General features: G+C 59.2%; 20 protein-coding genes. All 20 read left to right on the forward strand.

All coding sequences use genetic code 11. The features are described from left to right. The first annotated feature begins 42 nt into the window (after positions 1 to 42). Positions 43 to 312 carry a flagellar biosynthesis protein FliQ gene (fliQ, locus tag C2E25_RS03615; RefSeq protein ID WP_103114427.1) on the forward strand — a complete coding sequence of 90 codons (270 nt, stop codon included), beginning with the start codon at positions 43 to 45 and terminating at the stop codon, positions 310 to 312. Positions 313 to 320: 8 nt separating this feature from the next. Then, a complete protein-coding gene (gene fliR / locus C2E25_RS03620) occupies positions 321 to 1,097 on the forward strand; it encodes a flagellar biosynthetic protein FliR (RefSeq protein WP_103114428.1) in 777 nt (258 codons plus the stop codon). 9 nt (positions 1,098 to 1,106) lie between these two features. After that, positions 1,107 to 2,165: a flagellar biosynthesis protein FlhB gene (gene flhB, locus C2E25_RS03625; RefSeq protein ID WP_103114429.1), complete on the forward strand. Its 1,059-nt coding sequence runs from the start codon at positions 1,107 to 1,109 to the stop codon at positions 2,163 to 2,165. A gap of 16 nt (positions 2,166 to 2,181) precedes the next feature. Further along, positions 2,182 to 4,269 carry a flagellar biosynthesis protein FlhA gene (gene flhA, locus C2E25_RS03630; RefSeq protein ID WP_103114430.1) on the forward strand — a complete coding sequence of 696 codons (2,088 nt, stop codon included), beginning with the start codon at positions 2,182 to 2,184 and terminating at the stop codon, positions 4,267 to 4,269. After that, a complete protein-coding gene (gene flhF / locus C2E25_RS03635; RefSeq protein ID WP_103114431.1) occupies positions 4,259 to 5,515 on the forward strand; it encodes a flagellar biosynthesis protein FlhF in 1,257 nt (418 codons plus the stop codon). The genes flhA and flhF overlap by 11 nt, the downstream gene beginning before the upstream one ends. Before the next feature lie 11 nt (positions 5,516 to 5,526). Beyond that, positions 5,527 to 6,441 carry a MinD/ParA family protein gene (locus C2E25_RS03640; protein ID WP_103114432.1) on the forward strand — a complete coding sequence of 305 codons (915 nt, stop codon included), beginning with the start codon at positions 5,527 to 5,529 and terminating at the stop codon, positions 6,439 to 6,441. After that, positions 6,438 to 7,196, forward strand: coding sequence for a FliA/WhiG family RNA polymerase sigma factor (locus tag C2E25_RS03645; protein WP_085008666.1), 759 nt, complete (start codon positions 6,438 to 6,440; stop codon positions 7,194 to 7,196). The genes C2E25_RS03640 and C2E25_RS03645 overlap by 4 nt, the downstream gene beginning before the upstream one ends. A gap of 16 nt (positions 7,197 to 7,212) precedes the next feature. Next, complete coding sequence (locus C2E25_RS03650) at positions 7,213 to 7,608, forward strand: hypothetical protein (RefSeq protein WP_103114433.1); 396 nt, start codon at positions 7,213 to 7,215, stop codon at positions 7,606 to 7,608. Beyond that, complete coding sequence (flgF, locus tag C2E25_RS03655; RefSeq protein WP_103114434.1) at positions 7,605 to 8,345, forward strand: flagellar basal-body rod protein FlgF; 741 nt, start codon at positions 7,605 to 7,607, stop codon at positions 8,343 to 8,345. The genes C2E25_RS03650 and flgF overlap by 4 nt, the downstream gene beginning before the upstream one ends. Before the next feature lie 17 nt (positions 8,346 to 8,362). Then, positions 8,363 to 9,148 carry a flagellar basal-body rod protein FlgG gene (gene flgG, locus C2E25_RS03660; RefSeq protein WP_103114435.1) on the forward strand — a complete coding sequence of 262 codons (786 nt, stop codon included), beginning with the start codon at positions 8,363 to 8,365 and terminating at the stop codon, positions 9,146 to 9,148. A 13-nt stretch (positions 9,149 to 9,161) separates the two neighbouring features. Continuing rightward, on the forward strand, positions 9,162 to 10,115 hold the full coding sequence (flgA, locus tag C2E25_RS03665) for a flagellar basal body P-ring formation chaperone FlgA (protein WP_103114436.1): 954 nt from the start codon (positions 9,162 to 9,164) through the stop codon (positions 10,113 to 10,115). Positions 10,116 to 10,117: 2 nt separating this feature from the next. Beyond that, a complete protein-coding gene (locus C2E25_RS03670) occupies positions 10,118 to 10,804 on the forward strand; it encodes a flagellar basal body L-ring protein FlgH (RefSeq protein ID WP_103114437.1) in 687 nt (228 codons plus the stop codon). Positions 10,805 to 10,823: 19 nt separating this feature from the next. Next, positions 10,824 to 11,918: a flagellar basal body P-ring protein FlgI gene (locus tag C2E25_RS03675; protein ID WP_103114438.1), complete on the forward strand. Its 1,095-nt coding sequence runs from the start codon at positions 10,824 to 10,826 to the stop codon at positions 11,916 to 11,918. Between the two features lie 67 nt (positions 11,919 to 11,985). Further along, positions 11,986 to 12,330: a rod-binding protein gene (locus tag C2E25_RS03680; protein ID WP_103114439.1), complete on the forward strand. Its 345-nt coding sequence runs from the start codon at positions 11,986 to 11,988 to the stop codon at positions 12,328 to 12,330. A 166-nt stretch (positions 12,331 to 12,496) separates the two neighbouring features. Beyond that, on the forward strand, positions 12,497 to 12,793 hold the full coding sequence (gene flgM, locus C2E25_RS03685) for a flagellar biosynthesis anti-sigma factor FlgM (protein ID WP_103114440.1): 297 nt from the start codon (positions 12,497 to 12,499) through the stop codon (positions 12,791 to 12,793). Between the two features lie 3 nt (positions 12,794 to 12,796). Further along, positions 12,797 to 13,150: a flagellar protein FlgN gene (locus tag C2E25_RS03690; RefSeq protein WP_103114441.1), complete on the forward strand. Its 354-nt coding sequence runs from the start codon at positions 12,797 to 12,799 to the stop codon at positions 13,148 to 13,150. Position 13,151: 1 nt separating this feature from the next. Then, positions 13,152 to 14,531: a flagellar hook-associated protein FlgK gene (gene flgK / locus C2E25_RS03695; protein WP_103114442.1), complete on the forward strand. Its 1,380-nt coding sequence runs from the start codon at positions 13,152 to 13,154 to the stop codon at positions 14,529 to 14,531. Between the two features lie 3 nt (positions 14,532 to 14,534). Next, positions 14,535 to 15,473 carry a flagellar hook-associated protein FlgL gene (flgL, locus tag C2E25_RS03700; RefSeq protein WP_103114443.1) on the forward strand — a complete coding sequence of 313 codons (939 nt, stop codon included), beginning with the start codon at positions 14,535 to 14,537 and terminating at the stop codon, positions 15,471 to 15,473. A 245-nt stretch (positions 15,474 to 15,718) separates the two neighbouring features. Then, entirely contained in the window at positions 15,719 to 15,967 is a 249-nt protein-coding gene (gene csrA, locus C2E25_RS03705; protein WP_085008639.1) for a carbon storage regulator CsrA, read from the forward strand. After that, the gene (locus tag C2E25_RS03710; protein WP_103114444.1) at positions 15,964 to 16,392 is read left to right on the forward strand and encodes a flagellar assembly protein FliW; all 429 of its coding nucleotides are present in this window, start codon (positions 15,964 to 15,966) and stop codon (positions 16,390 to 16,392) included. The genes csrA and C2E25_RS03710 overlap by 4 nt, the downstream gene beginning before the upstream one ends. Positions 16,393 to 16,466 lie beyond the last annotated feature (74 nt).

Consider the following 16,466-nt stretch of genomic DNA (forward strand, 5'->3'; position numbering starts at 1 on the left):
CCGCGCCTCGCGCCTCGCACCTGGAATCCGAAAGGATTGCCCATGTCCCCCGAAATGGTTATCGATGTCGGCCGTCGTGCCGTTGAGCTGGTCCTGCTGCTTTCAGCGCCAATGCTGATCTGCGCCGTGGTCGTCGGCCTGGTGATCAGTGTTCTGCAGGCCGCCACCCAGATCAACGAGCAGACGATGACCTTCATCCCGAAAATCGTCGCGGTTCTGGTCGCGCTGGTGCTGTTCGCGCCCTGGATGATTAAGTTGATGCTGACCTTCACCAGGGAAATTTACAGCAACATCAATCATTTGGGTGGTTAGATCGCGTCATGACCCTGCCGCAGCTGTCCGTCGAAACCATCCAGGCGTTCCTTATCTGTCTGGTTCGTGTGGCCGCCCTGATCGGCACCCTGCCCCTCTACAGCGGCGGGCAGACACCGATGCGGGTGCGCGCCGGCCTGACAGTGATGCTGACGCTGATGATTTTTCCGCTGGTCCGGTCCACCCTGCCGCAGACCTCGATGGAACCGGTCTCGCTGCTGATCCTGCTGACCGGGGAAGGCATGTTCGGCCTGATGGTCGGTTACCTGGCAAGGTTCATCTTCACCGCGGTGGAACTCGGCGGAACGGTGATCGGCTACCAGATGGGGTTTGCCGCCGCCAACGTCTTCGATCCCCAGAACCAGCGCCAGGTCTCGCTGATTTCGCAATTTCAGAATGTTCTCGCGATCCTGATTTTTCTCTCCCTCAACATCCATCATTACTTCATTCGCGCGCTGGTCAATTCCTTTGAGATGCTGCCGCCGGGACATTGGGATTTCTCCGGAGGTGCCGTCCCCTATCTGCTGGAGCTGGCCGGAAAAATGTTCGTCCTCGGCATCCAGCTCAGCGCTCCGGTACTGGCGGTGCTGCTTCTCTCGGGACTGGTACTCGGCATCATGGCCAGGGTTTTTCCGCAGTTGAATGTGTTTCTACTCTCCTTCCCGCTCAATATCGGCATCACATTTCTGCTGATGGGCTTGACCCTGAACCTGATGGTGGCATTGCTGAACCAGGAATTTTCCGATCTCGAACAGCGATTCCGACTGCTGTTCGAAGCACTTTAGGATTCGGTTATGGCTGAAGAGCAGGACCAGGAACGGTCAGAACAGGCAACAGATAAGCGGCGCGAGGAATTCCGCAGCAAGGGTCAGGTGGCCCAGAGCCGTGAAGTTCAGACCGCGATGCTGCTCACCGCGATGTTGTTGATGTGGTTCTTTTACCTGCCCTTCTTCTGGCCTCGACTGCAGAAACTGGTGGCCGGTATCTGGAGCCGATCCGGTGAGATCAAAGTGAACCCGGAATCGATGTATGACCTCGGGATGGCCATTTTCGGACAGGTCGCCATGCTGCTCGCTCCGATCATGCTGCTGGTGCTGGTGGTCGGAGCCCTCTCCAGCATCATGCAGATCGGCTTTCTGCTGACCGGCAAGCCGATGGAACCGGACCTGAGCAAGCTCAACCCGATCCAGGGAGCGAAAAAGTTCATTTCCAAGCGCTCGGCCGTCGAAGTTGTCAAATCGCTCGCCAAGGTCGGCCTGGTGGGGGTGGTTGCCTTCAAAACCGTCTACAACGAATTCGGCAACAGTATCCTGCTGGTTGACATGCCGCCTTCGGAGACCATGCGTTTTCTCGGCCGGACCGCCGGACTGGTGCTGTTCAAGAGCTGCGGCGTGCTGATCATGCTGGCGCTGTTCGATTACCTGTTCGTGCGCTGGGAGATGGAACAGAAGATGAAAATGACCAAGCAGGAGCAGAAAGAAGAACTCAAGGAAACCGAGGGTGATCCGCAGCTGCGGGCCCGGGTACGCTCCCTGCAGCAGGAAATGGCACGTAAACGGATGATGAGCGAAGTGCCCAAGGCCGACGTGGTGGTCACCAACCCGACCCACCTGTCGATCGCCCTGAAATATGACCGCGAAACCATGGCCGCCCCGCAGGTCATCGCCAAAGGCGCCGACCACCTGGCGATGAAAATCCGCGAGATCGCCCGTGAACACCGGATCGTCATGGTGGAAAACAAACCGGTCGCCCGGGCGCTTTACAAGCTTGACATCGGGCAGGCGGTACCGGAAGAACTTTTTACCGCCGTCGCCGAGATCCTCGCCTACGTCTACGGACTGAAGAATAAATAATTTTTAGGAGACGGGTATGCTGGCACTGCTGAAGAATCAGAACTTAGCGCAGAAGGTGCTGCGCAATGACGTCATTGTCGGATCCGGAGTGGTGATGATCCTGATGGTGATGATCATTCCCCTGCCCTCGCTGCTGCTCGACCTCTTCCTGACCCTGAACATCACCGTTTCCCTGGTGATCCTGATCATCGCCCTGTACACCACCCGGACCCTTGATTTCTCCAGTTTCCCGTCCCTGCTGCTGGCGACGACCCTGTTCCGGCTGTCGCTCAATGTCGCCTCAACCCGGCTGATCCTGCTGCACGGGCATGAAGGCGCCGACGCGGCCGGCACGGTGATCAAATCCTTCGGCCAGTTTGTCGTCGGCGGCAACTACGTGGTCGGCATCGTCATCTTCTGCATCCTGGTGGTCATCAACTTCATGGTCATCACCAAAGGCGCCGGGCGGGTCGCCGAGGTCGCGGCGCGGTTCACCCTCGATGCCATGCCGGGCAAGCAGATGGCCATCGACGCCGATCTCAACGCCGGGCTGATCGACGAGGAAACCGCCCGCAGCCGCCGCAAGGAGATCGCCGAGGAATCAGACTTCTACGGAGCGATGGATGGCGCCAGCAAGTTCGTCCGCGGCGATGCCATCGCCGGCATCATCATCACCCTGGTCAACATCGGCGCCGGTTTCGTTATTGGTGTGCTGCAGAACGGCATGCCGGCTGTCAGCGCCGCCCAGACCTACACCATCCTGACCGTCGGTGACGGCCTGGTCGGCCAGGTTCCGGCTCTGATCATTTCCACCGGCGCCGGCATCCTGGTCACCAGGGCCGCCGGCAGTCGGGATTTTGGCACCGCCCTCAAGGGACAGTTGACCCTCCATCCCCGGGCCCTGTGGCTGGTCAGCGGCATCCTGCTGGTCTTCGCCATGATTCCCGGCCTGCCCCACATTCCTTTCGTGCTGATTTCGATCGTCCTCGGATTCATCGCTTTCCAGGTACAGAAAACCCGGGAGCGTTCACTGCTGGCCGAGGCCGAAACGGTGGAAGATGTGGAAGAACGGGATGTTGAAGTCGATTTTGATGAACTGCTGCATGTCGACCTGCTTGAACTCGAGGTCGGCTACGGCCTGATTCCCCTGGTCGATTCAAACCAGGAGGGTGAACTGCTGCCGCGCATCCAGGCGATCCGCAAACAGTTTGCCATGGATATGGGCTTCATTATCCCGCCGGTCCATATCAAGGACAACCTGCAGCTCACACCGAACCAGTACAGCATCCTGCTCAAGGGCGTGAAAGTGGGTGTCGGAGAAGTGTTCCCGGGTCAATATCTCGCCATGGATCCGGGCACCGCGACCGAGGTTATCAAGGGGATAGAAACCACCGAACCGGCCTTCGGTCTGCCGGCGGTATGGATTTCCGAAGACAAGAAGGATCGCGCGCAAATAGCAGGATATACAGTAGTTGACTGTGCCACAGTGATGAGTACCCACCTGTCCGAGGTGATAAAAAATCATGCCCACGAACTGCTTGGACGACAAGAGGTACAGAACTTGCTGAATAGTCTTTCCAAGACCTGTCCGAAACTGGTCGAAGACCTGGTACCCGACATTCTCAACATCGGACTCATTATGCGCGTTATGCAGAATCTTCTCAAAGAACACGTCAGCATCCGGGATATCCGCACCGTCCTGGAAACAATGGCCGACTACGCGCCCCATACCCAGGACGCGATGGTGCTGACCGAGTATGTCCGCGGCGCCCTGGCCCGCTCCATCAGCGACCGGTACGCTGTGGACGGGAAAAATCTCAACCTGATCACCCTCGACCGCGAGATCGAGGAAACCCTGCACAACGCCATTCACACCAGCCAGGAGGGAAGCTACCTGGCACTCGAACCGGGCCTCGCTCACAACATTATCGAACGTCTCAGCGATCTGGTCGCCGGAGCCGGCGGCGGCAATGTGCCGGTGCTGCTGACGGCACCGACCATCCGCCCTCATGTCAAAAGGTTGACCGAGCGCTACCTGCCGCAACTGGTGGTGCTCTCGCACAATGAAATCGCACCGCAGATGATGGTGCGTTCCCTGGGAACGGTGAGCCTCAATGCAGGTTAGAGTTTTCGAAGCCGAAACCATGCCGGCAGCCCTGGCCAAGGTCAAGGAAACCCTGGGCCCGGACGCCCTGATCCTCTCGACCCGCACCTTGCGCAAAAACGGTCTCGGACTGCTGGGCCGACCGAAGGTTGAAATCACCGCCGCTATCGAAAGCTCCGATCCGCAACCGCAGACCGCCGCCGCGAACTACGCGCCCGCGGCGCAAAACAGCGCTGAGAAAAAGAAAAAAAACGCCCGGGCCCTGAACGATATCAATTACCGGGATATCTGGAAGCAGAAGAAGGTCATCGATCCGCTGGAAGCGGAACTGCACGACCTTCGCGAAATGGTCGCCCGTCAGGATATCGGCACCCTGCGGGAAGAAATCGATGACCTGAAAGCAATCATCCGCCAGCTCAGCCTGCGGGAGCAGCAGCCGGTTGCCGTCGCCGCGACCCGGGCTTACACCCCCGCGCCGCAGGCGGCGAACGAGGTCGACCGGCTGATCGCCGATCTGACCGGGCATGACATCGCGCCGGACACCGCTGAAACCCTGGCCCGCTATGCCGGAGACCGGCTCGGCCCGCAGCAGTTCGGCAACCCGGCCCTGCTCGACCAGTTCTTCCTTGACACCATCGGCGAACTGGTGGAATTCGCTCCTCCCCTGCCCTCCCGCAAGGGGCAGCAGCGGGTCGCGCTGGTCGGTCCCACCGGTGTCGGCAAAACCACCACGGTCGCCAAACTGGCCGCAGAATTTCTCCGCAATCAGTCGGGAAAGGTCGCCCTGTTCACCATCGACACCTATCGCATCGCCGCCATCGAACAACTCAAGGTCTACGCGGAAATCATGGAACTTCCGGTCGAGGTGATCTATTCACCGAAGCAGTTGCTGGAGGCCTTTACCCGCCACAGCGACAAGGACCTGATTCTGATCGACACCAGCGGCCGCAGCCATCGCGACGAGCAGGGCATGACCGAGCTGGCATCCTTCCTGGTCCCGGAAACGAAAACCGAAAATCACCTGGTGCTGGCAACCGGCACCCGTGGCCGGGATCTCGGTGACATCGTCGGCAGTTTCAGCCGCATGCCGCTGCATCGACTGATCTTCAGCAAGATTGATGAGGCCACCCAGCGCGGCGCCCTGCTCGACATTCCGCTGCGCAGGAATCTTCCCATTTCCTATCTGACCAACGGCCAACGCGTCCCCGAGGATCTGCTGGTGGCCGAACCACGACTGGTGGCCGAATGTATTCTGGGCAGGCAATAGAGGTGAATTTCATGAATGTAGTTCAAGGGCACTTTGATCAGGCGGGAACCCTGCGCAACCTGCAGCCGCACATGGCAACCGAGGCAAAATCGACCGCGCCGATTCCGTCGACACCCCGAGTAGTGTCGGTCACATCGGGCAAAGGGGGGGTCGGTAAAACCTCTCTGGCCGCCAATATCGCCGTTTCCCTGGCACGCTGCGGACAGCGGGTGCTGGTTATCGATGCCGACCTCGGCCTGGCCAATATTGATGTCATGTGCGGGTTGACCCCCAAGTTCAACCTCAATCACTACTTCAGGGGACAGCAGTCCCTGGAATCGATCATGGTCAACGGGCCCGCCGGAACCAGTATCCTGCCGGCCGGTTCCGGAATCCAGCAGCTGACCCATCTCAACAGTGCCCAGAAACTGCGTTTTCTGGAAGACCTCGACGCCCTGCATGAACGCTTTGACATTGTCCTGATCGATACCGAGGCCGGTATTTCGGAGAACGTCACCTACTTCAATGTCGCCGCCCAGGACATCATGGTCATCACCACACCGGAACCGACCGCCATCACCGATGCCTACGCCCTGATGAAACTGCTTTCGACCCGTTTTCATCAGAAGCATTTCCACCTGGTGGTCAACCAGACCCACGGAAATGACGAAGGACTCGAAGTCTACCAGAAACTGACCATTGTTTCGAACCGCTATCTTGATATTTCCATCAATTACCTTGGCTGCATCCCCCAGAACCAGCGCATGCAGGAAGCGGTGCGCCGGCAGAAACCGATTGTCGAGCTGTACCCCGGCCTGCGCATCAGTTCCGCCTTTGCCGGACTGGCCCGGACACTGATCGAGGCGCCTCGTGACCGGGATCCCAAGGGAACCATGCAGTTTTTCTGGAAACAATTTTTCACCATGAATAAGGGAGGTGAGTCATGAACAAAACCGCCACCTATCGCGAAACCGGAATGTTCGACAAGGATGAACTGATTCGATCCCATCTCCCGATGGTCAATTTCCTGGTGGAAAGAATGGTAACCCAGGTTCCGGCCTTCGTCAGCCGCGATGAGATCTGCAGCGCGGCCATGCTCGGCCTGGTTGACGCCGCCAACCGCTTCGATCCGGCCAAGGGGGTGCTGTTCAAAACTTTTGCCGAACGCCGTATTCGCGGCGCGGTGCTTGACGAGGTGCGGCGCATGGACTGGTTCTCCAGGACCCTGCGGGAAAAACACGCCAGGGTCGCCAGAACCATTGACCGGCTGGAGAAAAAATTCGGTCGTGCCCCCGAAGAGGAAGAGGTCGCCGCCGAACTGGAAATCAGCCTTGAAGACTACCAGACTCTGCTCGGCGAGGTTTCCCATCTGGGCTGCATCAGCCTCAACGAATATCTCGACGACTCCGGAACCGGTCGCAGCATCATCGACAACCTCGAAGATGAAAAAGGCAAAAGCCCGCTGGAAGAACTGGAAGCGAGTGACCTCACCCGGGAGATGGCGGCACATATCGAAAAACTGTCCGAGAAGGAGCGCCTGGTGGTCGCGCTCTACTACCACGAGGAACTGACCCAGAAAGAGATCGCCGAAATTCTCTGCATCTCGGAAGGGCGCGTTTCCCAGATTCACAGCCAGGCGCTGATCAAGCTCAAGGTCAGGCTTTCACGTCGCACCAGCATGCCCCCCTTCCCGAAAAAATAGTGCCGAGGAGAACGCCATGCTGAAACCGGAAATTCTTTTTTTCATGCTGCTGGCCACGGTCACCCTGGCAATGGCATTGTTCGGCTTTCTGTACTGGAAGCTGAATCGCGTCAATCGTGAACTGCTCGATATGCGCAACGAGGTCTGCGGCGACAAGACCCGCCGGAAGATCGAACAACCCACCTTCGATCAGAACCTCGCCCTGGCGGAGCTGAAAGCCCGGATCAACAACAAGCGCCCCGAGGTCGCTGTCCCCGACAAATACCGCTACATCACCTCATTGGTTGCCCAGGGACTCGACTCCGGGCAGATATCACAGGTCCTGCAGATCGGTCGCGGCGAAGCGGAACAACTGGTCAGCCTGGCCAACCTGCGCCGCGGAATGCCTTCCACCCAGGGGAGCCCGGCATGAAAGATGTCGCCTACAACGCCGGCCTGCTTTCAGCGGTGTCCGGAGCGATGGCCAGGCTGCAGGCTCTCGACGTCGCGGCCAACAATCTGGCCAACGCCAAAACCATCGGCTTCAAACGGGATATTCCCGACTTCGAGTCCCGGCTGATCCAGGCCCAGCGGGGCCGCGGCCGTGACGGTCTGGTCACCATCACCCGGCTCAAGGAAACCCGTATCGACCGCAAGCAGGGAGATCTCGAAACCACCGGCAACCCTTTTGACCTCGGCATCGACGGCCCCGGGTTCTTCAAGGTCCGGACACCGGCCGGTGACCGCTACACCCGCCAGGGCAACCTGACCCGGGACAACCAGGATCGACTGGTCACCGCCGAAGGCTACCCGGTCCTCGGAGCAAGCGGCCCGATCACTGTCAGCGGCGACGGCGAAGTGGAAATCAGTGAAGATGGTTCGGTACTCATTGACGGACAGGAAGCGGGCGTCATCACCCTGTATGAGTTCCCCGCCGGCACCCCGCTGGAGAAGGTCGGGGACGGCTTGTTCATCGCTCCCAAAACGACCGCCCCGACCACGGTAGCCAACCCCAGGCTGATCCAGGGAGCCCTCGAAGCCGGCAACGTCAATGTGCTCAGGGAAATGACCCGCATGGTGACTTACGAACGCGAATTTGAAACCTATCAGAAGATGATCAAGGCCTACGGGCAGATGGCCACCAAGGCCGCTGAGCTCGGGGCATTCTAACCAGTGAGGAGTCGAAAATGATCAAGGCACTGTCGATTGCAGCCTCCGGCATGGAAGCGCAGCAACTCAACATGGACGTGATCGCCAACAACCTGGCCAATGTCAACACCTCCGGGTTCAAGAAAAGCCGGGCCGATTTCCAGGATCTCCTCTACCAGACGATGCGCAATGCCGGCGGCAACACCAGCAGCGGCACCGAAATCCCGACCGGTATCCAGGTCGGCCTGGGGACCCGCACCGCCGCGGTACAGAAAATTTTCACCTCCGGCGACATCACCCAGACCGGCAATGAACTCGACCTGGCCATTGAGGGCCCCGGCTTTTTCCAGGTTGAGATGCCTGACGGCGAAACCGTTTACACCCGCGCCGGGACCCTGAAAAAGGACAGCACCGGACGCCTGGTCACGTCCGAGGGCAATCCGATTGTGCCGCAGATCAGCATTCCCGAAAATGCTACCCGGGTCACCATCCATGACGACGGCACTGTCGAAGCGTTTCTCGACGGCAGTACCGAAGGCACGCAGGTGGGAAATATTGAACTGGCCAACTTCAGCAACCCGGCCGGATTGATGAGTCTCGGCCGCAACCTCCTGCAGGAAACCCCGGCCTCGGGCGCGCCGACCACCGGAACTCCCGGCCTGCTCGGCCTCGGCACCATCTCCCAGGGGTATATCGAGGGCAGCAACGTCAGCGTCATGGAAGAGATGGTCAACATGATCGCCGGGCAACGTGCCTACGAAATCAATTCCAAGGCGATCAAAACCGCGGATGAGATGCTGCAGATGACCAACAATCTTGTCTAGAAAGCCGGCTGAGATGAAACTCTTTATCACAATCTCAAGTCTGCTGCTGATTATGCTGGGGGCATCCGGAAGCCAGGCTCTGACGGTCCGGTTTCACCCTCAGGCCGTTGTGGATGGCGATGATGTCACCCTCGGCGCCATTGCCTCGATCACTCCCGTGGGTAAAAGATCCCGCAGCCTGGCGGGAATAAGCCTGGCCGCCGCCCCCGCCCCCGGCAGCGAACTGCGAATGCAGAGTCGCGACCTCTGGGCCAGGCTGTGCAGGCTCGAACCGGACCTGGCCGGCGCCGACCACCAGGGTGCCGATGTTGTCGTTATCAGGCGCGCCGGGGTCCCGTTTGGACCGCGGAAGGTGCAGACCCTGCTGAAAAAATACCTGCAATCCCAGCAGCAACGCTTTCCCGGCATGACGCTCAACCTGGTCAACCTCCAGTTGCCGCGTCCCTTCGTGCTGCCGAAAGGCACTCTGCGCACCGAAATCAGACCGTCCGACCCGGACATCCTCCACAGCCGCAGTTTCAATATCCTGTTCCGGGTCGAGGACCGACCGGTCAGGAACCTGACCGTTCGCGGCCAGATCGAAGCCCTGGCCGAGGTGCCGACCATGATTCGCGACCTGCCGCGAGGATCGATTCTCAGGGCGACGGATCTGCAGCTGGTGCGCCGGAACATCGTACCGATGCGCAACCCCTGTCTCGACCTGAACCAGCTGATCGGCAAGAAAACCCGGCGCACTCTGCGCCGGGGGCAGCCGCTGACACGCTCGATGGTGGTCTCACCGCCGGTCATCAAGCGAGGCGAAATGGTAACCATCTCTCTGCAGCATGGCGGCCTCAGCATTTCAACCAGAGGTATCGCCCGGCACAACGGGGAAATCGGTGACACCATCCCGGTCCGCAACAGCAATTCGCAACGGGATATTCTCTGCAAGGTGATCGCTCCCGGCCAGGTCAAAGTGGGGTTCTGACCATGAACAAGCTGATGATTCTCTGTTTCCCCCTGCTGTTTGCCGCCTGCGCGACGACGAAGCCTCCCGAGCCCCTGCGTCAGTCCCCGGCCGTGCAGTCCCGCCAGTATATCCCGGCGGAACAGCGCAAACCGACCGGGTCGATCTGGGCGGATCGCGGCAGCGACCTGTTCACCGACCTCAAGGCCCGTCGGGTCGGCGACATCCTCACCGTGGCCATTTTCGAGAAAGCCAGTGCCAGCAAGGAAGCGACCACGGCCACCGACCGCACCAGCACCGCTTCGGCGGACATCACCAAGTTTTTCCGTTTCGAAAAGGATCTCGCCAATCTCGCCAGCGGGATCGACCCGAGCAATCTGATCAGTGCCAGTTACAAGAACGATTTTCAAGGGAACGGTAAAACCACCCGTAAGGAAGACCTGATCGCCACCCTGACCACCCAGGTGATCGAAGTTCTTCCCAACGGCAACCTGCGCATCGAAGGGAACAAGGCGGTCACCGTCAACGAAGAAACCCAGTACATTCAATTGACCGGCCTGGTGCGCCAGAGCGACATCACCTCGGGCAATATCGTCGACTCAAAATATATTCTCGATGCCCGCATTGCCTACACCGGCAAAGGGGTCGTCAGCGACAAGCAGAAACCGGGCTGGATGACCAGGGTCCTGGACAATGTCTGGCCCTTCTGAGTCGACCGGAGGACTACACATGCGCACCATGAAATGGCTGATCATACTTCTGCTGCTCCTCCCCGGAAGTCTGCAGGCGGCGCGAATCAAGGATATCGCCCGGCTCGAAGGGGTGCGTTACAACCAGCTGGTCGGCTACGGCCTGGTGGTCGGACTCAACGGCACCGGTGACAGCAAAAGCACCCAGTTCACCACCCAGTCCCTGGTCAACATGCTGGAGCGGATGGGGGTCACGGTCGATCGCAGCAAAGTGAAGGTCGACAATGTCGCCGCCGTCACGGTCACCAGCGAACTTCCTCCTTTCACCAAGCCGGGCAACGAAATCGATGTCACCATTTCCTCCATCGGTGACGCCGAGTCGATTGCCGGCGGCACCCTGCTGATGACGCCTCTCAAGGGCCCCGACGGCAAGGTCTACGCCGTCGCCCAGGGACCGGTGGTGGTCGGCGCCCTCTCCTTCGGCGGCAAGGCGGCCAAGGTACAGAAGAACCATCCCACCGCGGGACGGATTCCCGGCGGCGCGCTGGTGGAAAGAGAGATCCCCTTCCACCTGCCGAGCAGCGACAAGCTCACCTACCGGGTTGAAGAAACAGATTTCGCCACGGTCAGCCGCATTGCCGACGCCATCAACCACCGCTTCGGTCCGAACACCTCCCGTCCCGTTGACGGTGCCAGCGTCGCGATTCGGGTCCCTGATGACTACCGTGGCCGGATGGTCAAATTTCTTTCCGAAGTCGAAGCCCTGGATGTCAGGACCGACAGCCCGGCGCGCATCGTGGTCAATGAAAAAACCGGCACCATCGTCATGGGACAGGAAGTCCGGATCGACACCGTGGCCGTGTCCCACGGTAATCTCAGCCTGGTGATCACCGAGTCGGCCGATGTATCGCAACCAGCGCCCTTTGCCCGTCGCGGCCGGACCGTCGCCGTTCCGAAAACCGATATCGAGGTCAACGAGGAGGACGGCGAACTGGTGGTGATGAACATGGGCGTCAGCATTTCGGAAATCGCCCAGGCGCTGAATGCCATCGGCGCCTCGCCGCGTGACCTGATCGCCATCCTGCAGGCGATCAAGGCGGCCGGAGCCCTGCACGCGGAACTGGTTGTTCTTTGACGCTTTCGCAACGAGCGATTTGCCGCGCAAAAGCATCTGCAGCAAAACGCTAAAGGACACTTTTCAGATGAGAATCAATGACGCCTTGCCCGTTGTCTCCCTCAGCCGCATCGATGCCGCCGCGTCTGCCGGCAAGGAGGAAAAACTGCGGGCCGCCTGCCGGGAGTTCGAAGCCCTGTTCATGCAGCAGATGCTGAAAGGCATGCGGGCCACGATCCCGCAGAGCGGACTGCTTGAAAAGGACGCCTCTCACGACATGTACACCGATCTGCTTGATGCCCAGGTCGCCCGCGGGGTGGCCGAGCAGCATGGCGGGATGGGGATCGCGAATGCCCTCTATCGGCAATTGCAGAAACTTGAACACGGCCCCGTGAGTCCGGAGCCGAAAAGAATCGCCGATCAGAATGGATAGATTAGGGGGGGGGGTAAATAAACCCATTTTCTGATGTTTTTTGCTAAACTCTCATCGTCCGACAACCGAAAAGAGCAACAGGGAAAGCCCCATACGGCTTGTTAGACAGCCCTGAAGCGGCCCGGACGATCCTGTCCCGCGGGGCATTGAAACAAAGGTGGATGTTATGACCGTTAAACTGAATACCGGCAAGCCAGTTGCCCGTCTTGACCATCTTGACCGCCGACAGAAGCCGGACGTCAAGGATAAGAAATCCAGCATCGAAACGCGGCAGGCCGACCAGGTCAAGATTTCGGCCTTTGCCCGCGAAGCCGGGCAGGCCCGCGAATCAGGCCCGATCCGTGACAGTCGACGGGCCGACAGGATCGCCGCGCTCAAGGAGCAGATCGCCGATGGAAGCTACCAGCCCGATTCCCGGGCGGTCGCAACCAGTCTGCTCAAACACATTCTGAAGGATCGCTGAGCAATGACCGCAACCCTCCATCAATACCGTAAACTGCACCGGCTGCTGCTTGAGGAGCGCGAATGCGCCATGAACCTCGACCTGGCGGGTCTGCAACGAACGGTGGAAGAAAAAAGCGCCCTGCTCGGCGCCCTGCCCCCAACCCGGGAAGATGAACTGACTCCGGAACTGCGTGAACTGGCGGGAAAGATCCAGAAGGAAAACCGACGTAACGCCTACCTGTTCTGGTCATCTTTGAACTGGGTCCGCGAGACGATGAATTTCTACAGTCGGCAGATTGCCAACCCGGCTTATGGAGAGAGCGGCAGACAGATCTCCAACGTCAACGGCGGCAGTCTGCTCTCAGGGAAGGTCTGATATGGGCGGTCTGCTTGCGGCACTGAACGCATCCAAGACCTCGATCACCACCCAGCAGAAGGCGATGGAGGTCGTCGGCAACAATATTGCCAACGTCAACACGCCCGGATATTCCCGCCAGACGCCGACCCTGACCCCCTTCCCCACCCTTTCCATGGGTGATTTCTTTATCGGCCAGGGGGTGCGGGTCAGTTCCATTGAACGCGCCAGCGACGCGTTTCTGACCAAACAGATTCAGACCAAAACCGCTGATCTCGGCATGGAAAGTTCCAAGGCGAGCCCCCTGGCAAGCGTCGAACGCACCCTGCCGGTCGACGACACCGGCGTTGCCGCCGAAATCGACCGGTTCTTCGATGCCTGGCAGGAACTCTCGACCAACCCCGACGGTCGTGTCGAACGCGATCTGGTGATGCAGCATGGCGGACTGGTCGCCGACGCCTTCCTCAACACCTACAACGACCTGCAGAGCGTGTCCACCAACATCGACAACGCCCTGGTCTCGAAGATCGACGGGGTCAACCTGAAACTGAGCCAGGTGGCCGAGCTCAACAACCGCATCGCCACCGTCGAACTTTCCGGCAACAACGCCAACTCGGATCGTGACCGACGTGACCTGCTGGTCAAGGAACTGGCCAATTCGCTGGGAGTCCAGGCCCTTGAAGACAGCCGCCACATGGTCATGCTGCAATTACCCGGCGGTCTGCCGCTGGTCGAAGGAACCGAGGCGCTGCAGATCGAAGGAGTGCCAACCGGCAGCACCCTCAAGCTGCAGTTGAAACTGGGCAGCACCATCATCGACCTGCCGCGCGAAGGAATGGGCGGAGAGTTTCGCGGACTGCTCGATATCCGAGATCAACTGGTTCCCGACCTGCAGGGCCGGCTCGATCAACTGGCCTATGATTTCGCCACGGCGATCAACACCCAGCATCGGACCGGAAGCGGTCTCGATGGCATCAGCGGTCGTGATTTCTTCAACCAGCCGGCGGCCGTTGCCGGAGCCGCGACCTCCCTGTCCATGGCCTTCAGCAACAACGATTTCGTCGCCGCCGGAGCGACCATGGCGCCGGGAGACAACACCAACGCCCTGCAGATTGCCGGGCTGAAAGCAACACCGATGGTCAACGGCCAGGACAGTTACACCGCCTGGTATGGAAAAATGGCCGCCACGGTCGGCATGGAAGCGAGTCAGAACGAACTCTCCCTGTCGGGGCTGGAAGATACCCTGACCCAGTTGAACAACGTCAGGGATTCAACCGTCGGTGTCTCCCTGGAAGAGGAAATGATTTCCCTGATCCAGTACCAGAAGGGTTTCGAAGCCTCCGCCAAATTTCTCGGTACGGTCGACGAAATGATGGACAGCATCCTGATGATCAAGAGGTAAGCCATGAAAGCAACCATGGGCACCACCTATCATACGCTCCTTGCTCATCTCAACCGGATCAACCGCACCCTTGAAGACCTTCGCGTCCAGAGCGCCACCGGGAAGAAGATCAACAAACCCTCGGACGATCCGTCGGCCATCCGTCCGATGCTGCACGCACGGACCCAGATCAAGAGTTCGGACCGTTTCATCCGCACCATGGATTCCGGCCTCGATCAGATCAACAGCATGGACGGACACCTGTCGCACATGAACGACGTGCTGGTGCGGCTCAAGGAAATTTCCATCGCCTCCATCAATGACAGTCTCGATTCCCAGAATCGGCTCACCTACGCCGAAGAGGTCAAACAGTTGCGCCAGGAGATGTACGACAGCGCCAATGCCCAGCTTGACGGCAAATATCTCTTTTCCGGGTTTCAGGTTCACACCAAGCCCTTTGTCGACAACCCGGCCTACGACCCGGTTCTCGACCCGCGGCCGGTGCTCTACAACGGCGACAGCGGTGAATTCAACCTGGAAATCGGGCCTTCGGAGCGGGCCAAGATCAACCTGACCGGCAACGAGCTGCTGATGGGCGATGCCGATTTCGACGGTGTTACCGACCCCGGCGCGGTCGATATCTTCGCGGTCATGGCGTCCGTCGAACAGGCGCTGCGCAACAATGACCCGGCCGCCGTCAGCGCCCAGCTCGACAATGTCGAAACAGGCCTGGAACAGATTCGCAGCAACCAGAGCCTGATGGGCAACGCCGGAAGGCGGCTGGAGACCGCCAAGGACCGGATGGAACAGACCAATATTCAGATGCAGACCATCCTGTCCCGCTACGAAGATGTCGACCTGGTCGAAACCATCACCAACATGACCCAGCAGGAAACGGCTCTGCAGGCGGCCCTTTCGGTCACCGGGCGCCTTTCGCAATTGTCAATTCTCAATTATGTCTGATAGACTGTTCGGCCACAGACGGCCTGACTTTAACCTGAATCCGTGAGTTCCTGTCGGATGGAGAGTGCAAGTGCTTGGCCTGAATGGGATTTCCAAAAATCTGAAGAGCACCCATAGGTTCGCTGGTGATTTTTGGAAAGCTCAGGCAGGACAATGACTTGTGCTATCCGCTGACAAGGGGCTCACTGATTCAGGTTTTATTAACCTTTCGGTCACCTTCGACCGATAAGCCATGGAGGGCAGCAATGCTCGTACTGACCAGAAAATGCGGCGAAGGAATCATCATCGGTGATGACGTCAAAATCACCGTGGTCGATGTTCGCGGCGGCAGCATCCGGATCGGCATCGACGCGCCGCGCAGCAAGAAAATCCATCGTCTCGAAGTCTATGAACGCATCAAAACCGAGAACAGGAAGGCGACCCAATGGCAGCCGACGGATCTGCAGGAATTGACCAGGAAACTCGACACCACCAGAAAGCAGCCCCGGCCATGAAGATCAATGGAACCCGCTTCGGCGATATTGAATTCAGCTCGGAAAACACCATCCACTTTCCGGACGGGCTGATCGGCTTTGAGGACCTGCACGACTTCATCGTCATGCCGAACCGTCAGGAAAGTCCCCTGTTCTGGATTCAGAGCGTTGACGATGCCGACATCGCCTTTCTGCTCACCGATCCGAACAACTTCTTTCTCGACTACAACGTGGTCCCGGACAAGAACGAACAGGGCAAACTCAAGGCGTCCGAAGCGGGTGAATGCTATGCCCTGGCGGTAGTGACGATCCACGACGACAAATCGGTGACTCTCAACCTGGCGGCCCCGATCATCTTCTCGCCGGAGACCAACCGGGCCATCCAGGTTATCCTCGAAGGGGCTCCCTACAATACCCGCACGCCGTTGCCGCAGATCGCGTCCTGAACCGGCGGGCAATCATTTCACCCGGCTGACACGACGATACCGACCGGCGGTACGGGTCAGTTTCCCGCCACCGG

Source organism: Geothermobacter hydrogeniphilus (assembly GCF_002898515.1).
In the GTDB taxonomy this organism is placed as follows: domain Bacteria; phylum Desulfobacterota; class Desulfuromonadia; order Desulfuromonadales; family Geothermobacteraceae; genus Geothermobacter_A.

Coding starts and splice junctions, on each gene's coding strand:
- fliQ (WP_103114427.1), top strand. CDS start 43: ATGTCCCCCGAAATGGTTATCGATGTCGGCCGTCGTGCCGTTGAGCTG.
- fliR (WP_103114428.1), top strand. CDS start 321: ATGACCCTGCCGCAGCTGTCCGTCGAAACCATCCAGGCGTTCCTTATC.
- flhB (WP_103114429.1), top strand. CDS start 1,107: ATGGCTGAAGAGCAGGACCAGGAACGGTCAGAACAGGCAACAGATAAG.
- flhA (WP_103114430.1), top strand. CDS start 2,182: ATGCTGGCACTGCTGAAGAATCAGAACTTAGCGCAGAAGGTGCTGCGC.
- flhF (WP_103114431.1), top strand. CDS start 4,259: ATGCAGGTTAGAGTTTTCGAAGCCGAAACCATGCCGGCAGCCCTGGCC.
- C2E25_RS03640 (WP_103114432.1), top strand. CDS start 5,527: ATGAATGTAGTTCAAGGGCACTTTGATCAGGCGGGAACCCTGCGCAAC.
- C2E25_RS03645 (WP_085008666.1), top strand. CDS start 6,438: ATGAACAAAACCGCCACCTATCGCGAAACCGGAATGTTCGACAAGGAT.
- C2E25_RS03650 (WP_103114433.1), top strand. CDS start 7,213: ATGCTGAAACCGGAAATTCTTTTTTTCATGCTGCTGGCCACGGTCACC.
- flgF (WP_103114434.1), top strand. CDS start 7,605: ATGAAAGATGTCGCCTACAACGCCGGCCTGCTTTCAGCGGTGTCCGGA.
- flgG (WP_103114435.1), top strand. CDS start 8,363: ATGATCAAGGCACTGTCGATTGCAGCCTCCGGCATGGAAGCGCAGCAA.
- flgA (WP_103114436.1), top strand. CDS start 9,162: ATGAAACTCTTTATCACAATCTCAAGTCTGCTGCTGATTATGCTGGGG.
- C2E25_RS03670 (WP_103114437.1), top strand. CDS start 10,118: ATGAACAAGCTGATGATTCTCTGTTTCCCCCTGCTGTTTGCCGCCTGC.
- C2E25_RS03675 (WP_103114438.1), top strand. CDS start 10,824: ATGCGCACCATGAAATGGCTGATCATACTTCTGCTGCTCCTCCCCGGA.
- C2E25_RS03680 (WP_103114439.1), top strand. CDS start 11,986: ATGAGAATCAATGACGCCTTGCCCGTTGTCTCCCTCAGCCGCATCGAT.
- flgM (WP_103114440.1), top strand. CDS start 12,497: ATGACCGTTAAACTGAATACCGGCAAGCCAGTTGCCCGTCTTGACCAT.
- C2E25_RS03690 (WP_103114441.1), top strand. CDS start 12,797: ATGACCGCAACCCTCCATCAATACCGTAAACTGCACCGGCTGCTGCTT.
- flgK (WP_103114442.1), top strand. CDS start 13,152: ATGGGCGGTCTGCTTGCGGCACTGAACGCATCCAAGACCTCGATCACC.
- flgL (WP_103114443.1), top strand. CDS start 14,535: ATGAAAGCAACCATGGGCACCACCTATCATACGCTCCTTGCTCATCTC.
- csrA (WP_085008639.1), top strand. CDS start 15,719: ATGCTCGTACTGACCAGAAAATGCGGCGAAGGAATCATCATCGGTGAT.
- C2E25_RS03710 (WP_103114444.1), top strand. CDS start 15,964: ATGAAGATCAATGGAACCCGCTTCGGCGATATTGAATTCAGCTCGGAA.